Below are 15,580 nucleotides of genomic sequence, written 5' to 3'. Positions count from 1 at the left end.
CCCCCCATTCGAAGGAAACCGCAACAATGAAGTTCAGATTGATGCTGCCCGCTGCCGTGCTCGCGGCGCTCTCGCCGGCCGGACAGGCACAGGAAAGCGGCGTCGACGGCACCGGCGCCACGCTCGCACCGATTCGCGTCGACGCGCAGAAGGCGCCCGCGCTGACGCAACCGCTCGACACGGGCAGCCATCTCGGGCTGTCGTCGCTCGAAACGCCCGCGAGCGTCGAGCAGATCAGCCGCGCGACACTCGACACCCGCGGCGACAGTTCGATCATCGACGCAGTGAGCCGCGCCGCCGGCATCAGCGCGTCGCCGCATCCCGGCAACGGCAACTCGGAGCTCGCCGCGCGCGGCTTCGTCGGCGCGTCGTCGGTCACGCAGCTCTATGACGGCGTGCGCCCGTACGGCGCGATCGGCGTCACGTTCCCGTTCGACACGTGGTCGGTCGACCATATCGACGTGCTGCGCGGCCCCGCTTCGGTGATCTACGGCGAAGGCGCGATCGGCGGCGTGGTCAACATCGTCCCGAAGAAGCCGGCGCGCACGCCGATCCGCAACGAGCTACAGGTCGGCGGCGGCACCGAGGGCACGGCGCGCGCCGCGTTCGGCAGCGGCGGCGCGATCAACGACACGCTGTCGTACCACTTCGACATCAGCGGCAACCGCGCGTCGAACTGGGTCGATCGCGGCGATTCGCGCAACCTGTCGGTCTCCGGCGCGCTGCGCTACGACGTGACGCCCGACCTGTCCGTCACGGCATCGTACGCGCAGGGCTTCATGCATCCGATGCAGTATTTCGGCGTGCCGCTCGTCAACGGGGCGCGCGATCGCGCGCTCGACAAGAAGAACTACAACGTCGGCGATGCCGACATCGCGTTCCGCGACAGCTGGGCCACCGTATCGGCGAACTGGCAGCCGAGCGACAGCCTGAACGTGACGAGCACGCTGTACCGGATGAAGAGCAATCGTCACTGGAAGGATGCGGAGTACTACACGTACCTGCCGTCGAGCGCGCGAGTCCGGCGCAGCAGCTACACCGAGATCTTTCACGACCAGGAACAGTACGGCAACGTGACGACGGCCACCGTCGGCAGCGCGCTGCTCGGGATGCGCAACACGTTTTCAGCGGGCTTCGAGTTCAACCACACGACGTTCCAGCACGACAACAATTCGCCGTATTCGGGCACGTCGACGGTCGATCCGTTCAACTTCGACCCGGGCAGTTTCATCAATACGGCCGGCACGTATCCGAAGTACCGCAGCCAGTCGAACCAGTACGCGCTGTTCGCGGAGAACCGGCTCGAGATCACGTCGCGCTGGTCGGTGATCGGCGGGCTGCGCTACGACCATGCGAGCGTGAACCGCGACGATCTCGTGAACGGCGGCGCGTTCACGAAGGTGTTCGCGAACACCGGCTGGCGCATCGGCACCGTGTACGACGTGCGGCCCGGTCTCGCCGTGTACGGCCAGTATTCGGTCGCGGCCGATCCGGTCAGCTCGCTGCTGTCGCTGAATGCATCGAAGGCGAACTTCACGCTCGCGACCGGCCGGCAGATCGAGATCGGCGTGAAGCAGTCGTTCCTCGACGGCAAGGCCGAATGGACGCTCGCCGCGTACCGGATCGTGAAGCGCGACCTCCTGACGGCCGACCCGGTGAACCCGAACCAGTCGATCCAGGTCGGCCAGCAGTCGTCGCGCGGGCTGGAGGCGACGGTCGGCGCGGAGATCGCGAAGGACTGGCGCGTCGATGCGAACGTGTCGATCCTGCGCGCGAAATACGACGATTTCCAGCAGTCGTCCGGCGGCACGACCGTGTCGCGCGCGGGCAACGTGCCGGTATCGGTGCCGCAACGGCTCGCGAACCTGTGGGTGAGCTGGCGCTTCGCGCCGGACTGGACGGGCATCGCGGGCGTCAAGTACGTCGGCAAGCGGTTCGCCGATACCGCGAACCAGCTCGTGATGCCGTCGTACACGACAGTCGACCTCGGCCTCGCGTGGAAGCCGCGCAAGGACACGACGATCACCGCCCGCGCGTACAACGTATTCAACCGCCGCTACGTGCAGTCCGCGTACTACAACGAGACGCAGTATCTGCTCGGCAACGACCGGCGGTTCGAGGTGCTGGCGAACTACCGGTTCTGATGCGGCGCGCCGCCACGCCACGGGCCCGCCGTCGCGTGCGCGGCGGCGGGTCGGTCAGTCTCCGGCTGCGCCGCTGCCAACCCGAAACGGCCCGTCACGCACGCGGGCCGGCCATCCATTTCCGGTAGCGCCGCGTCTGGCACTGCGTGGCGAGTTGCTGACCCACCAGCGCGCGCAGCGGCGACACCCGTGGGTGCGTGCGGCGCCCTTCGCTGAGCCGCGTGAGCTGGAACTTGACGACGGCCATGTTCGCCAGCGCGCCCAGCACCTTGTTCTTCCAGCGGATCGGCTGCAGCACCGGTGCGCTGTCCTTGCCGGCGCGCCAGTCGCGCGGCAGGTTCGGGTCGATCGACAGTGCGGTCGCGATGCCGACCATCGCCACGCCGCTGTTCACCACCTGCTCGGCCACCGCACGACGCCGGATCCCACCCGTGACCATCAGCGGCATCCGGGCGACGGCGGTGATGTCGCGCGCGAATTCGAGGAAATACGCTTCGCGCGCGAGCGTGCGGCCGTCGCGCGCCTCGCCCTGCATCGCCGGCACTTCATAGCTGCCGCCCGACAGTTCGACGAGATCGACGCCGAGCGGATTCAGCAGTTCGACCACCCGCTTCGCGTCGTCCGCGCTGAAACCGCCGCGCTGGAAATCGGCCGAGTTCAGTTTCACCGCGACGACGAATGCCGACGACACCGCCGCGCGCACCGCCTTCACGATATCGAGCAGCAGGCGCGCGCGATGCTCGATGCTGCCGCCCCATTGATCCTGCCGGCGGTTCGTCAGCGGCGACAGGAACTGGCTCAGCAGATAGCCGTGCGCCGCGTGCACCTGCACGCCGGTGAAGCCGCTTTGCTCCGCGAGCTGCGCGGCGCGCACGAAGCGCTGCTGCACGTCGGCGATATCGGCTGCCGTCATCTCCTTCGGCACCGGAAACTGCTTCGACAGCGCGCCGAGCGCGAGCGGCACGGCCGACGGCGCGAGCGTCGTCTGGCCGAGCGCCGCCTGCATCTGGCGCCCCGGATGATTGATCTGCATCCACACGTGCGCGCCGCCCGAGCGGGCGATCTGCGCCCAGCGGCGGAAACGGTCGAGATGCGCGTCGCTTTCGAGCACGACGCCGTTCGGCCCCGTCATCGCACGGCCGTCCACCATCACGTTGCCGGTCAGGATCAGGCCGGCCTGACCGTCGGCCCACGCCTGATACAGGCGCAGCAACGCATCGGATGGCGCGTGGTCCGCATCGGCCATGTTTTCTTCCATCGCGGCCTTGGCCAGACGGTTCGGAATCACCGCCCCGTTGGGCAGTGTGAGGGGCGCAAACAGATTCATGGGGACATCCTCGATTGACGATGGCCAACGATAACTTTAAAGTCAACTTTAAGGTCAAGCCCTTTTGGAGCCCATCATGAAAATCGGCGAACTGGCGAAGGCGAGCGGCCTCGCGGCGTCGCGCATCCGCTTCTACGAAGCGAGCGGCCTGCTCGAACCGGCCCGCCGGCAGGCGAACGGCTATCGGGAATACGGGCCGGAAGCGTTGACGCGGCTCGCGATCATCGACCGCGCGCAGTGCGCGGGCTTCTCGCTCGACGAGATCCGCGCGGTGCTGCCGCCGGATCTCGGCGCATGGCCGCACGACGAACTGCTGGCCGCACTGCGGCACAAGGTCGACGAAATCGCGCTGCTCGAACGGCGTCTCGCGCAGAACCGGCAGCATCTGGAAACGCTGATCGACGAGATCGAGAACAAGCCGGCGGGCGAGGATTGCGCGGGCGCCGCGCAACGGATGCTCGACCGGCTGTGCGAACAGGCCAGCGAGCCGCTGGAGGCGACGCCCGTCGTACGGCCGGCGCGCAAGCGTGCGTGATCGATGCATTGGGGGATTGCGCGGCGGGATTGCGCTGCGCCATCCATCTATCCATCCATTCGCGCCGTGGCGAGACGGGTCGACGCCTATGCGTCGGCTGCCGTGGCGCAATCTCATGACCCTATCCGCATGACGATCCCCCGCATCAAAGGATGTCTCGTCGCCGCGCTGCTGACATTCGGCATCGCGGGCGCCTTCGCCAGGACGTGCGCCGACACGCCTGCATCGTTCGCTTGCCCGGACACACCCGATCTGCCGGACGACATCGTCGCGCAGCTTCCGGCCGGCTACGAAGCGATGGATGCCGCGTCCGGGCAGTTGACCGACAGCACGCGCAACGGTTATGTCGTCGTTGCGCACCGCCCCGACGACTCGATGCGCAACGCATCGCCGCGTCCGCTGATGATTTTCCTGCAGGGCAAGGACGGGCGCTACCGGCTGGCCGCGCGCAACGATACCGTGATCATGAAAGCCGACGAAGGCGGCATGGACGACCCGTATCTCGATGGCGTCGCCGACCATGCGCTCACGGTCGAGCCTCGCACGTTCACGATCGAGCAAGGCGTATTCGCCGGCCATAACCACTGGCGCGACCGTGTGACCTTTCGCTACGAGGCTGCGCATCGCACATGGGTGTTCCACCGCGAAGTGTTCCGGAACTGGCGATTCAACTATGAGCAGGACGGCGATGCGCTGACGGCCGACCCGGTGCGCGTCACGCGCGCCAATGCGGCCAAGCCCGTCACATTCGAAGCGTGGCGACCGGGTTACTGGTGCGATTCGGCGGAACGGCGCGAAAGTGATCCGGCTTGCCGCAAGCATTGATGGCAATACGGCCAGCGACGGTGCGCGCCGGTCGTCGCTGAAGTGCGATACGGCACGATTGTCCCGATTTGCTTACGTCGCAGGTAATCGACGCGCGCCGCCCGCGCCGCGATCATGGCTCCATCGACTCACGCACCGCATCACGCCAAGGAGCCCGCCATGACCGCCTACGCCATCGCCCACCTGCACGACGTCGAAATGTGCGACGACATCGTCGAATACCTCGAACGCATCGACGGCACGCTCGCGCCGTACAACGGCCATTTCGTGATTCACGGCGCGCGGCCGGAAGTGCGCGAAGGCGTGTGGCGCGGCGACCTGATCGCGATCGCGTTTCCCGATCTCGACACGGCGCGCGCGTGGTACGAATCGGCTGCGTACCGGCAGATCCAGCCGCTGCGCGCACGGCACGCGAGCGGCCCGTTGATCCTGATCGACGGCGTCGACGAGCGGCACAAGGCGACCGACATTCTGCGCTGAGGCTTGATGCAGGCGACGCCGGCGACGCTTACGACGCGTTGCGCTCCATCGGCTCGCCCACAACGAACCCGCCACCCTGGAACCGCTGCGCGGGATCGTCGTACTCGGCGGTCGGCGCCGTCACCGGGAACAGCCCGGCGAACTGCTCGGAGCTGTCGCGCGGGCGGAAGCCGAGGAAGCCGGCCTTCGTGTTGTCCCACCACTTCACCGGGTTGTCCGACGCGCCGTAGACGATCGCGTGCCCGACGCGGTTCGTCAGCAGCGAGCAGCGCACGAGCTCGATGAAGTCGCGATAGCTGAGGAACGTGACGAGCATGCGCGGGTTCTTCGGCACCTCGAACGACGAGCCGATCCGCAGGCATACCGTCTCGATCCCGAAGCGGTCGAAGTAGTAGCGCGACAGCGATTCGCCGAAGCACTTCGTCACGCCGTACAGGCTGTCGGGGCGCAGCGGGGAATCGGCGTCGAGCACTTCGGTGACCGGATGGAAACCGATCGCATGGTTCGAGCTCGCGAACACGACGCGCTTCACGCCGTGCTTGCGCGCGGCTTCGTACAGGTTGTACGTGCCGGTGATGTTCGCGCCGACCAGATCGTCGAACGGCGCATCGACCGAAATGCCGCCGAGGTGGACGATCGCGTCCACGCCGTCGACGAGCTGCATCACGGCCGGCCGGTCGGCCAGGTCGACCACGCGGATTTCTTCATGCGCGGCCGCGTCGTCCAGCGCCGCGATGTCGCTGACGCGCACGACGTCGGCCCAGTCGGCCAGCGCGCCGCGCAACTGGCGGCCGAGGTTGCCGGCCGCGCCCGTCAGCAGCAGGCGGCCGAACGGTTTGCGCGCGGCGGTGGATGAGGCGTTCATCGAATCTCCTTGAATCTACCCAAATCGGAAAACGTTTTCCAACTATACGCGGACGCGGCGCCGAACGTCAATGGTCGAACCTGCTCGCAGCCATCCGCACTTTCCCGATATCGACGGCTGTCTGCGCGCCGGCTTTTTCTGCCACAATCCGGCGTTATCGAACGAAAACGTTACCCTTCCGATGAAAAAAGTTTCCTCGACGATCCGCGACGTGGCCGCGGAAGCCGGCGTGTCGGTCGCGACGGTATCGAAGTACGTGAACGGCACGCAGCGCTTCTCGCCGACCGTCGAGGCTCGGCTGAAGGAGGCCATCGAGCGGCTCGGCTACCGTTCGAACCCGCTCGCGCGTTCGATGATCACCGGCCGCACGCGCACCATCGGCCTCGTGATCCTCGACATCAGCAACCCGCACTTCACGAACGTGGTGAAAGGTGCGAACCGCGTCGCGCTGCAACACGACTACACGCTGCTGCTCGTCGACACCGAGGAGAGCCAGGCGCGCGAACGCTCGCTGATCGAGGCGCTCGCGCAGCGCGTCGACGGGTTGATCGTCAGCACGCGGATGCCCGACGAGGAAGCCGGCTGGATGCTCGACCTCAACAAGCCGCTCGTGCTGCTGCGTCGCAGCCCCGGCCTGCCGATTCCGAGCGTCGGCATCGACAACCGGCTGTCGACCTACATGCTTGCGCGCCACCTGCTCAACCTCGGCCACACGCGCATCGCGTATCTCGGCTTCGGGACCGCGCGCGTGAACGACGAACGGATCCAGGGCGCGCGCGACTGCCTCGCCGAAGCGGGGCTCACGCTCGACGTGCACGATGCGCACGCGCCGACCGCCGAAGCCGGCGAGCGCGCGTGCTCGCGCGTGATGCTCGGGCCGCAGCGCCCGCAGGCCGTGATCTGCTACAACGACCTGATCGCGCTGGGCTTCATGAAGGAAGCCGCGTCGCTCGGCTTCCGGCTGCCGCAGGACGTGTCCGTCGCCGGCATCGACAACGTGCCGTACGGCGCATACGCGGCGCCCGCGCTGACGACCGTCGACATCCAGAGCGAGAACATGGGCGAACTCGCGATGCAGAAGCTGATCGACGCGCTCGCCGGGCGCACCGACGCGAGCTATTCGACGTTCGAGCCGCGGCTGATCATGCGCGCGTCGACGGCCTCGGCCGGCTGACGCAGTCGCGACGCGTCACTTCCCCGAACACAAAAAAGAAGCGCCGCCCTCGGGCGGCGCGTTCGTATGCAAGGACGCGATCACGCGTCGAGTTTCGCAGGCTTCATCTTCGGCGTGAGCACGTGCATCACGGCCAGCGCGATCAGGTAGGCCGACGCGCCGATCGCGAACAGCACCCAGTAGTGGCCGGTGCGCTGCAGCACCTGGCCGATCACTTCCGAGAACAGCACGCCACCGATCGAGCCGGCCATCCCGCCGATGCCGACCACCGACGCGACCGCGCGGCGCGGGAACAGGTCGGACGCGGTCGTGAACAGGTTCGCCGACCAGCCCTGGTGCGCGGCCGCGGCGAGCCCGACGATCAGTACTGCGATCCACAGGCTCTGCACCTGCGACACGAACGCGATCGGCAGCACGCAGCATGCGCAGATCAGCATCGCCGTCTTGCGCGCACGGTTCACGCTCCAGCCGGCGCGCAGCAGCATCGACGACAGCCAGCCGCCGCCGATGCTGCCGACCGTCGTCAGCGCATAGATGCAGACGAGCGGCAAGCCGATGTGCTGCATGTCCATCCCGCGCGACTCGTTGAGCCACTTCGGCAGCCAGAACAGGTAGAACCACCACACCGGATCGGTCAGGAACTTGCCGACCAGGAACGCCCACGTCTCGCGCTTGCGGATCAGTTCGCCCCAGCGCGGCGCGCCGGCGTTCGCGTTCGCCGCGTCGAGCGCTTCGGCTTCGTCGCGCGGCTCGTCGTATTCCGCGGCGAGTGCGCGCGTGTCGGCCGTGCGATACATCACCAGCCACACCGCGAGCCACACGATGCCGATCGCGCCGATGATCACGAACGCCGCGCGCCAGCCGTAGGCCACCGCGATCGCCGGGATGATCGCCGGCGCGAACACCGCGCCGATGTTCGCGCCCGAGTTGAAGATGCCGGTGGCGAGCGCACGTTCGCGGCGCGGGAACCATTCGGCCGTCGTCTTGATCGCGGCCGGGAAGTTGCCGCCCTCGCCGACGCCGAGCAGTGCGCGCACAGCCGCGAAGCCCATCACCGAGCCGACCGCCGCGTGCAGCATCGCGGCGATGCTCCACACCAGCATCGCCACCGCGTACGACACGCGCGTGCCGAGCCAGTCGACGATGCGCCCGAAGCCGAGCAGGCCCAGCGCATAGAACGCCGAAAACGCCATCACGATGCGGCCGTACTGCACCTGCGTCCAGCCGATGTCGTGCTGGAGCATCGGCGCGAGCAGGCCGAGGATCTGCCGATCCATGTAGTTGATGACGGTCGCGAAAAACAGCAGTGCACAGACGGTCCAGCGGTAGCGGCTGGCGGCCGCGCGCACGGCGCCGACGACGGCAGTGGGCATGAATGTCTCCGATGCGCGGTCGCGCCCGTCGCGCCGCACGAAGTTCGTTGACCGGCGACCGGCGCCGGGGCGAACGGCCCGCGCGCTCACGCACTGGCCCTTTCACCAACCCATCTGGAAAACGTTTTTCAAAGGATAGGGCGTCTGCCGGTGCCGTGTCAGTCGGGGATTTCGATGAGTCATCTCAAATTAGTCACGGCAAAAGAGACGACTGTTTCGCAGAGTGGCATTAACCGTTTTTCCCCGATTTTCCCGCTGCGGTGCGGCAGGCGCGCCGCCGGCGAGACACATGTCCGATTCCAGCCAGAATCGACCGCGAGGATGGTTTACAGTCGTCGCATGCGCCTCGATCCCGACACCTGCTACGACGCCCTGCTTTCGCGGAACCGCCGCTTCGACGGCTGGTTCTTCGTCGGCGTCGCGACGACCGGCGTGTACTGCCGCCCCGTCTGCCCGGTGAAGCCGCCGAAGGCGCAAAACTGCAGCTACTACCCGACCGCCGCGGCCGCCGAGAAAGCCGGCTTCCGGCCCTGCATGCGCTGCCGCCCCGAGCTCGCGCCCGGCCACGGGCTGCTCGACCTGTCCGGCAATCTCGCCGACGCGGCCGCGACGCTGATCGACGACGGTTTCCTGAACGCGCATTCCGTCGATGCGCTCGCACGGCGCGTCGGCGTGACCGAACGCCATCTGCGGCGGATCTTCGGCGCGCAGTTCGGCGTGTCGCCGGTCGAGTTCGCGCAGACGCAGCGGCTGCTGATGGCCAAGCGGCTGCTGACCGATACCGCGCTGCCGGTGGCCGTCGTCGCGTCGACGGCCGGGTTCGGCAGCGTGCGGCGCTTCAACGACCTGTTCCGGCAGCGCTACGGCCTCAATCCGTTGCGGCTGCGCAAAGGCGCCGGCACATCGGCCGACGGCGACATGACCTTCCCGCTGCCGTACCGGCCGCCGTTCGCGTGGGCCGACCTGATGCGTTTTCTCGCGCAGCGGCAGATCGACGGCGTCGAGCGGATCGACGCGCAGGGTTATGCGCGCATCGTCGAACTGCCGAATCGAAACGACGGCGGCCGCGTGGCCGGCTGGCTGTCCGTCGCGCACGTGCCGCAGCGCTTCGCGCTGGCCGTCACCGTGTCGCCCGCGCTGACGCCGGTCGTGCCGGCCGTGCTCGCACGCGTGCGCCGGCTGTTCGATCTCGACAGCCGCCCCGACGTGATCGATGCGCATCTCGGCGATCTCGCGAACGGCTCGCCGGGCCTGCGCGTGCCCGGCGCGTTCGACGGTCTCGAGATCGCGATCCGTGCAATCGTGGGCGAGCAGCTTGCGGCAGCGCAGGCGGATACGCCGTTGCTCGCGCGCCTCGCGGAACGCTTCGGCACGTCGGTCGACGGCGCGCCGCCGTGCCTCACGCACGCGCTACCCTGCGCCGCAACGCTGGCTGCACTGCCGCCTTCGGCCCTCGAGGCGATCGGCATCGATCGCGACACGGCACGCGCGATCGTGTCCCTCGCCCGCGCCGTCGACGACGGCACGCTCGCGCTCGAACCGATGGCGCCGCTCGACGCGACGCTCGCCGCGTTGCGCGCAATGCCCGGCTTCGACGAACGCGCGGTGCAGTACGTCGCGATGCGTGCGATGGCGTGGCCAAATGCGTTCCCCGCTGACGACGCGTGGCTGCCCGCCCGCACCGAACCCGCGCGCCTGCCGTCCTCTGCGCCGCACGCGGCGCGCTGGGCGCCGTGGCGCGCGTATGCCGCACTGCATGTGTGGCGCCTTCATGGAGATGTGTTGCGATGACTCCCGCTCACCTGATTCCGAGCCCGCTGGGCGACATCGCCGTGCGCATCGAGGACGATGTGCTGACCGGCCTGTACTTCGTCGGCCAGAAATACTTCCCGCCGCTTGCGGTCGTGCACGACGCGGACGCACTCGCCAGGTCGCCGGTTGCACGCCGGGTCGCGGAAGAAATCGCCGAGTACTTCACCGGCGCGCGCGACACGTTCTCGGTGCCGATCCACTTGCGCGGCACCGAGTTTCAGCGACGGGTATGGAAGGAACTGCTCGCGATTCCGTTCGGCGAACTCGTGTCGTACGGCGACATCACCGAACGCGTCGGACTGCCGATGAGCGGCGCGCGCGCCGTGGGCGGCGCGGTCGGCCGCAATCCGGTATCGATCATCGTGCCGTGCCATCGCGTGGTCGGCGCATCGGGCAGCCTGACCGGTTATGCGGGCGGCATCGAGCGCAAACGCGCGCTGCTGTCGCTCGAAGGCGCGGAACGCTCACGCGGTGCCCGTCATCCGATGCAGCAAACCCTCGCGTTCTGATGGGGGATGCGCGTCACGCGCTCAACACCGGCCGGCGTGCTTCACGCTTCGCATACGCGCCGGGCGTCACGCGGAATTTCGCCTGGAACAGCGCAATGAAGGACGACGTCGAGTCGTAACCGAGTCGCGCGGCCACCGTGCCGATCGGTTCGCCCGCATCGAGCAGCGGCAGCGACGCGAGCAGCCGCACGGCCTGCCGCCATTCGGTGAACGACAGCCCCGTGTCCTGCCGGAACAGCCGCGACAGCGTGCGCCGCGTCGCGCCGACCTGATGACCCCATTCGTCGAGACTGCGCGGATCGCCCGGCGCGGCATGCAACGCACGCGCGATTTTCAGCAGGCGCGGATCGCGCGGCAGCGGCACCGTGAGCGGCGCCGGCTGCATGCGGGCGATCCGGTCCGCGAGCAGGCACACGAGCGCACCGTCCGGCCCCGCCTCGTCGTAGTCCACCGGCAATTCGCCGGTCGCGATCACCAGTTCGCGCAGTAGCGGCGTCATGCAGAGAATCGTGCAGTCGTCGTTCGCGTCGCTGCGCGCGATCGCTGCATCGAGATACAGGCTGTGGAACGCGACGCAATCGCGCGTCGATACCGCATGCGGCACGTGCGACGGAATCCACATCGCGTAGTGCGGCGGCAACAGGTGCCGGCCCGATGGCGTCGACACCTCGAGCACGCCGCTCGTCGCATACATCAGCTGGGCCCACGGATGACTGTGCGCGTCGACGCTCACGTTGCCGGGAATGCCGAATGCGCGCACGTACAGCGGCCTCGGCAGGCGCGCCATCGGCGGCACCGCGTAAGGGTCGCCGGGTTGTCCCGCCAGCAGCATAAAACGTCCTCCGAAGGTCATTGCGCGAACGAGCGCGATGCTACCGTGGCGGCTCCCTTTTTCACACGGCTTCCGCACATGAGCGCTCATACCCGCATCACCCGCAAGACCGTCACCGCGATCCGCTCGACCAAAGGCATCGGCAGCCTCGTGTCGCTGACCGCGTATTCCGCACCGATGGCGAAACTCGTCGACGACGTGGCCGACGTGATCATCGTCGGCGACTCCGTCGGCATGGTGCTGTACGGGATGCCCGACACGCTGCGCGTCACGCTCGACATGATGATTGCACACGGGGCGGCCGTCGTGCGCGGCGCCGCGCAGGCGTGCGTCGTCGTCGACCTGCCGTTCTCCACGTTCCAGGAATCGCCCGCGCAAGCCTATCGCTCCGCCGCGCGGCTGCTCGCCGAAACCGGCGCGCAGGCCGTGAAACTCGAAGGTGGCTGCGAGATGACCGACACGATCCGCTTCCTGAGCGATCGCGGCATTCCGGTGATGGCGCATGTCGGCCTCATGCCGCAGCAGGCCAACGCGACGGGCGGCTTCCGCGCGCAGGGCATGGATCCGCATTCGGCCGCGCAAGTGTTCGACGCCGCGTGCGCGGCCGAGCGGGCCGGCGCATTCAGCGTCGTCATCGAAGGCACTGCCGAAGCGCTCGCGCGCCACCTGACCGAAACGCTGACGATCCCGACGATCGGTATCGGCGCATCGCCCGCGTGCGACGGACAGGTGCTCGTGACCGAGGACATGATCGGCGCGTTCGATGCGTACACGCCGCGCTTCGTGAAGCGCTATGCGGATGCGAATGCGGTGATGCGCGACGCGATCCGCCAGTACGCGCACGACGTGCGGCAGCGCGTATTTCCGGAGCCCGCGCATTGCTTCGGATACGGCAAGCCGCTGCAACTGGCGGACGCGGCCGCTGCTGCGTGATGCCGGACGAACGGCGCGGTCACCTTACGCTACGTGCGCTTGCGCATCGCATGCGCGACCCGCGCGTTCGCTTCGAATTTCGCGCGATGCGTCGAGAAAAACGTCCGCACGTTGCGGACGTTCGACGCGCCGGTGAAGAGCCGCCGCGCGAATTCGTCGTATTCGGCGACATCGGCCAGATCGGCGATCACGACGAAATCGGGCCCAGGCGACACGCGATAGCACTGCGTGACGGCCGGCTCCGCGCACACGTACGCTTCGAACGCGTCGTAGTCTTCGGCCGTCTGCCGGTCGAGGCTGATCTCGATCAGCGCGGTAACGGCCGTGCCGATCGCGACCGGGTCGAGCACCGCGACCTGCCGGCGGATCACGCCGGCCTCCGTCAGCCGCCGCACGCGACGCATGCAGGTGGGCGGCGACGACAGCGCGCGCTCGGCCAGTTGCAGGTTGGACACCGACGCGTCGTCCTGCAGGATCGCGAGGATGCGCAGGTCGAGATCGTCGAGGGTGATGCCGGCCATCGGCCACTCCTTCCGGTTAGAAGGTGAAATTTAATTTCAACATGATAGCCGATCTACTGTTCATTTCACTTGTTGTCATTTTTTGAAATTTAATTCCATTTCGCTGGTTCTACCATCGCTCTCACTGATCCAGACAGGACATTTACGGAGCGCGATATGTGTGGAATTGTCGGGGCGGTTGCCCAGCGGGACATCCTGCCGAACCTGGTCGACGGCCTGAAGCGGCTCGAATACCGCGGCTACGACTCGTGCGGCGTCGTGGTCTACCGCGACCGCGCGCTGGCGCGCGCCCGCAGCGTCGATCGGGTCGCGAACCTGCAGCGCGAGATCGCCGGGCAGGCGTTGTCCGGTTACACGGGCATCGCGCATACGCGCTGGGCCACGCATGGCGCGCCCGTCACGCTCAACGCACATCCGCACTTCTCGCCGAGCGACGCCAACGCACGCATCGCGCTGTCGCACAACGGGATCATCGAGAACTGCGATCAGTTGCGCGCGGAACTGCAGGCGCACGGCTATGTGTTCGCGAGCCAGACCGACAGCGAGGCAATCGCACACCTGATCGACCATCTGTACGACGGCGACCTGTTCGATGCGGTACGGCGAGCGGTCGCGCGACTGCGCGGCAGCTATGCGATCGCGGTGATGTGCCGCGACGAGCCGCACCGGATCGTCGGCGCGCGCGACGGGATGCCGCTCGTGGTCGGGGTCGGCGAAGGCGAGAATTTTCTGGCGTCCGACGCGATTGCGCTGTCCGGCATCACCGATCGCATTGCCCACCTGGAGAACGGCGACGTCGCCGACATTCAACTGCATCGCTACTGGATCGTCGATGCGAACGGCCAGCGCGTCGAGCGCGCGGTGCATCGCGTCGCCGCGCATAGCGGCGCGGCCGATCTCGGATCGTATCGCTACTACATGCAGAAGGAGATCTTCGAGCAGCCGCAGGCCGTGGCCGATACGCTGCTCGACGTTTCGTCGATCATGCCGGAGCTGTTCGGCGACGGCGCGTGGCGCGTGTTCAATGACGTCGATTCGGTGCTGCTGCTCGCGTGCGGCGGCAGCTATCACGCGGCGCTGACCGCGAAATACTGGATCGAAAGCATCGCGAAGCTGCCGGCCAGCGTCGAGATTGCCAGCGAGTTTCGTTATCGCGACAGTGTGCCGAATCCGCGCACGTTGGTGGTTGCCGTGTCGCAGAGCGGCGAGACGGCCGATGTGCTCGGGGCCGTGCATGTCGCGAAACGCAGCGGGATGATGCACACGCTGGCGATTTGCAACGTCGCGACGAGCGCGCTGATGCGCGAATGTGCGCTGCAGTTCGTGACGCGCGCGGGGATCGAGATCGGCGTGGCTTCGACGAAGGCGTTTACGACGCAGCTCGTTGCGCTGTTCCTGTTGACGCTGTCACTGGCGCAGGTGCGCGGGCGGTTGAGTGACGATGAAGAAAAGGAACATCTGCGCGCGCTGCGGCATCTGCCCGATGCGATGTCGAAGGTGCTCGCGCTGGAACCGCAGATCATGGCGTGGTCGGAGTTGCTCGCGCGACGCGACAACATGCTGTTTCTCGGGCGCGGGATGCATTATCCGATCGCGCTGGAAGGCGCGCTGAAGATGAAGGAGATTTCTTATATTCATGCTGAGGCTTATCCGGCGGGGGAGTTGAAGCATGGGCCGCTGGCGCTCGTCAGCAATGAAATGCCGGTGATCGCGGTTGCGCCGAATGACATGCTGCTCGAGAAGCTCAGGTCGAACATGCATGAGGTCAGTGCGCGGAATGGGCGGCTGTTCGTGTTCGCGGATGTGGACTGTGGGTTGGTGCCGAGTGAGGGAATCGAGGTGATTCGGCTGAATGAGTACTACGGGCCGTTGTCGCCGATCTTGCATACGGTGCCGATGCAGTTGCTGGCGTATCACGCTGCGCTGGCAAGGGGGACGGATATTGATAAGCCTAGGAATCTGGCTAAGTCGGTGACGGTGGAGTGAGGGGGATCATTTCCCCCTTATCACCTGTTCGCCAAAAATGAAAACGTCCCGTAGCTCCAAATAGAAGCGTTCCGAAGGGGGGGGCGATTTTGCCGGACAGGCCCGCCCCGTAACGCGCGGGACGCTCTTCCAGACCACCGAGAACTCTTAGAAAATTTGTGGTTGTTGAGAGGTGGCCTCGCTCATTCGGACAGTTTTCTGAGATTTTTAAGTGGAACGTCCGAGGCAATCATGCTGCCGATTTGATCGCAGGCAGCGTCGCGA

Annotated in this window: 14 protein-coding genes; 9 read left to right on the top strand and 5 right to left on the bottom strand. The window is 67.0% G+C overall.

All coding sequences use genetic code 11. The features are described 5' to 3' along the window. The first annotated feature begins 26 nt into the window (after window positions 1–26). Complete coding sequence (locus HWX03_RS00070) at window positions 27–2,144, top strand: TonB-dependent receptor (protein WP_175869795.1); 2,118 nt, start codon at window positions 27–29, stop codon at window positions 2,142–2,144. Between the two features lie 94 nt (window positions 2,145–2,238). Here the strand turns inward: HWX03_RS00070 and HWX03_RS00065 are convergent, their stop codons facing one another. Beyond that, a complete protein-coding gene (locus tag HWX03_RS00065) occupies window positions 2,239–3,471 on the bottom strand; it encodes an NADH:flavin oxidoreductase/NADH oxidase family protein (RefSeq protein ID WP_175869794.1) in 1,233 nt (410 codons plus the stop codon). Between the two features lie 76 nt (window positions 3,472–3,547). On the opposite strand from HWX03_RS00065, the gene HWX03_RS00060 reads away from it, so the two are divergent. The 3 genes from HWX03_RS00060 (at window position 3,548) to HWX03_RS00050 (ending at window position 5,311) form a co-directional block, all read left to right on the top strand. Continuing rightward, window positions 3,548–4,006 (top strand): MerR family transcriptional regulator, encoded by a 459-nt coding sequence (locus HWX03_RS00060; protein WP_175869793.1) that lies wholly within the window; start codon window positions 3,548–3,550, stop codon window positions 4,004–4,006. A gap of 129 nt (window positions 4,007–4,135) precedes the next feature. Then, window positions 4,136–4,831, top strand: a complete 696-nt coding sequence (locus HWX03_RS00055) for a hypothetical protein (RefSeq protein ID WP_175869792.1) — start codon at window positions 4,136–4,138, stop codon at window positions 4,829–4,831. A 159-nt stretch (window positions 4,832–4,990) separates the two neighbouring features. Beyond that, entirely contained in the window at window positions 4,991–5,311 is a 321-nt protein-coding gene (locus HWX03_RS00050) for a DUF1330 domain-containing protein (RefSeq protein WP_175869791.1), read from the top strand. Between the two features lie 28 nt (window positions 5,312–5,339). Here HWX03_RS00050 and HWX03_RS00045 read toward each other — a convergent pair whose 3' ends face one another. Continuing rightward, on the bottom strand, window positions 5,340–6,176 hold the full coding sequence (locus HWX03_RS00045) for an NAD(P)-dependent oxidoreductase (protein ID WP_175869790.1): 837 nt from the start codon (window positions 6,174–6,176) through the stop codon (window positions 5,340–5,342). Between the two features lie 70 nt (window positions 6,177–6,246). Between HWX03_RS00045 and HWX03_RS00040 the strand changes: the two genes are divergently transcribed. Continuing rightward, complete coding sequence (locus tag HWX03_RS00040; RefSeq protein ID WP_174431923.1) at window positions 6,247–7,350, top strand: LacI family DNA-binding transcriptional regulator; 1,104 nt, start codon at window positions 6,247–6,249, stop codon at window positions 7,348–7,350. Window positions 7,351–7,430: 80 nt separating this feature from the next. Here HWX03_RS00040 and HWX03_RS00035 read toward each other — a convergent pair whose 3' ends face one another. Beyond that, window positions 7,431–8,723, bottom strand: a complete 1,293-nt coding sequence (locus HWX03_RS00035) for an MFS transporter (protein WP_175869789.1) — start codon at window positions 8,721–8,723, stop codon at window positions 7,431–7,433. 321 nt (window positions 8,724–9,044) lie between these two features. On the opposite strand from HWX03_RS00035, the gene HWX03_RS00030 reads away from it, so the two are divergent. Together HWX03_RS00030 and HWX03_RS00025 are read left to right on the top strand one after the other, a co-directional pair. Next, entirely contained in the window at window positions 9,045–10,514 is a 1,470-nt protein-coding gene (locus HWX03_RS00030) for a DNA-3-methyladenine glycosylase 2 family protein (RefSeq protein ID WP_175869788.1), read from the top strand. Further along, the gene (locus HWX03_RS00025) at window positions 10,511–11,044 is read left to right on the top strand and encodes a methylated-DNA--[protein]-cysteine S-methyltransferase (RefSeq protein ID WP_175869787.1); all 534 of its coding nucleotides are present in this window, start codon (window positions 10,511–10,513) and stop codon (window positions 11,042–11,044) included. The genes HWX03_RS00030 and HWX03_RS00025 overlap by 4 nt, the downstream gene beginning before the upstream one ends. 13 nt (window positions 11,045–11,057) lie before the next feature. Here the strand turns inward: HWX03_RS00025 and HWX03_RS00020 are convergent, their stop codons facing one another. Beyond that, entirely contained in the window at window positions 11,058–11,876 is an 819-nt protein-coding gene (locus HWX03_RS00020) for a helix-turn-helix transcriptional regulator (RefSeq protein WP_175869786.1), read from the bottom strand. 78 nt (window positions 11,877–11,954) lie between these two features. Between HWX03_RS00020 and panB the strand changes: the two genes are divergently transcribed. After that, window positions 11,955–12,809: a 3-methyl-2-oxobutanoate hydroxymethyltransferase gene (panB, locus tag HWX03_RS00015; RefSeq protein WP_175869785.1), complete on the top strand. Its 855-nt coding sequence runs from the start codon at window positions 11,955–11,957 to the stop codon at window positions 12,807–12,809. A gap of 29 nt (window positions 12,810–12,838) precedes the next feature. Here the strand turns inward: panB and HWX03_RS00010 are convergent, their stop codons facing one another. After that, the gene (locus HWX03_RS00010) at window positions 12,839–13,330 is read right to left on the bottom strand and encodes an Lrp/AsnC family transcriptional regulator (RefSeq protein WP_006479823.1); all 492 of its coding nucleotides are present in this window, start codon (window positions 13,328–13,330) and stop codon (window positions 12,839–12,841) included. Between the two features lie 156 nt (window positions 13,331–13,486). On the opposite strand from HWX03_RS00010, the gene glmS reads away from it, so the two are divergent. Further along, window positions 13,487–15,316 (top strand): glutamine--fructose-6-phosphate transaminase (isomerizing), encoded by a 1,830-nt coding sequence (gene glmS, locus HWX03_RS00005; protein WP_175869784.1) that lies wholly within the window; start codon window positions 13,487–13,489, stop codon window positions 15,314–15,316. Window positions 15,317–15,580: the final 264 nt, after the last annotated feature.

Source organism: Burkholderia sp. BCC0397, assembly GCF_902832865.1.
Classification (GTDB): Bacteria; Pseudomonadota; Gammaproteobacteria; order Burkholderiales; family Burkholderiaceae; genus Burkholderia.
This window is presented reverse-complemented; position numbering and strand designations above follow the sequence as displayed.

Coding starts and splice junctions, on each gene's coding strand:
- HWX03_RS00030 (WP_175869788.1), top strand. CDS start 9,045: ATGGTTTACAGTCGTCGCATGCGCCTCGATCCCGACACCTGCTACGAC.
- HWX03_RS00010 (WP_006479823.1), bottom strand. CDS start 13,330: ATGGCCGGCATCACCCTCGACGATCTCGACCTGCGCATCCTCGCGATC.
- glmS (WP_175869784.1), top strand. CDS start 13,487: ATGTGTGGAATTGTCGGGGCGGTTGCCCAGCGGGACATCCTGCCGAAC.
- panB (WP_175869785.1), top strand. CDS start 11,955: ATGAGCGCTCATACCCGCATCACCCGCAAGACCGTCACCGCGATCCGC.
- HWX03_RS00065 (WP_175869794.1), bottom strand. CDS start 3,471: ATGAATCTGTTTGCGCCCCTCACACTGCCCAACGGGGCGGTGATTCCG.
- HWX03_RS00070 (WP_175869795.1), top strand. CDS start 27: ATGAAGTTCAGATTGATGCTGCCCGCTGCCGTGCTCGCGGCGCTCTCG.
- HWX03_RS00045 (WP_175869790.1), bottom strand. CDS start 6,176: ATGAACGCCTCATCCACCGCCGCGCGCAAACCGTTCGGCCGCCTGCTG.
- HWX03_RS00050 (WP_175869791.1), top strand. CDS start 4,991: ATGACCGCCTACGCCATCGCCCACCTGCACGACGTCGAAATGTGCGAC.
- HWX03_RS00040 (WP_174431923.1), top strand. CDS start 6,247: ATGGTCGAACCTGCTCGCAGCCATCCGCACTTTCCCGATATCGACGGC.
- HWX03_RS00055 (WP_175869792.1), top strand. CDS start 4,136: ATGACGATCCCCCGCATCAAAGGATGTCTCGTCGCCGCGCTGCTGACA.
- HWX03_RS00035 (WP_175869789.1), bottom strand. CDS start 8,723: ATGCCCACTGCCGTCGTCGGCGCCGTGCGCGCGGCCGCCAGCCGCTAC.
- HWX03_RS00060 (WP_175869793.1), top strand. CDS start 3,548: ATGAAAATCGGCGAACTGGCGAAGGCGAGCGGCCTCGCGGCGTCGCGC.
- HWX03_RS00020 (WP_175869786.1), bottom strand. CDS start 11,876: ATGCTGCTGGCGGGACAACCCGGCGACCCTTACGCGGTGCCGCCGATG.
- HWX03_RS00025 (WP_175869787.1), top strand. CDS start 10,511: ATGACTCCCGCTCACCTGATTCCGAGCCCGCTGGGCGACATCGCCGTG.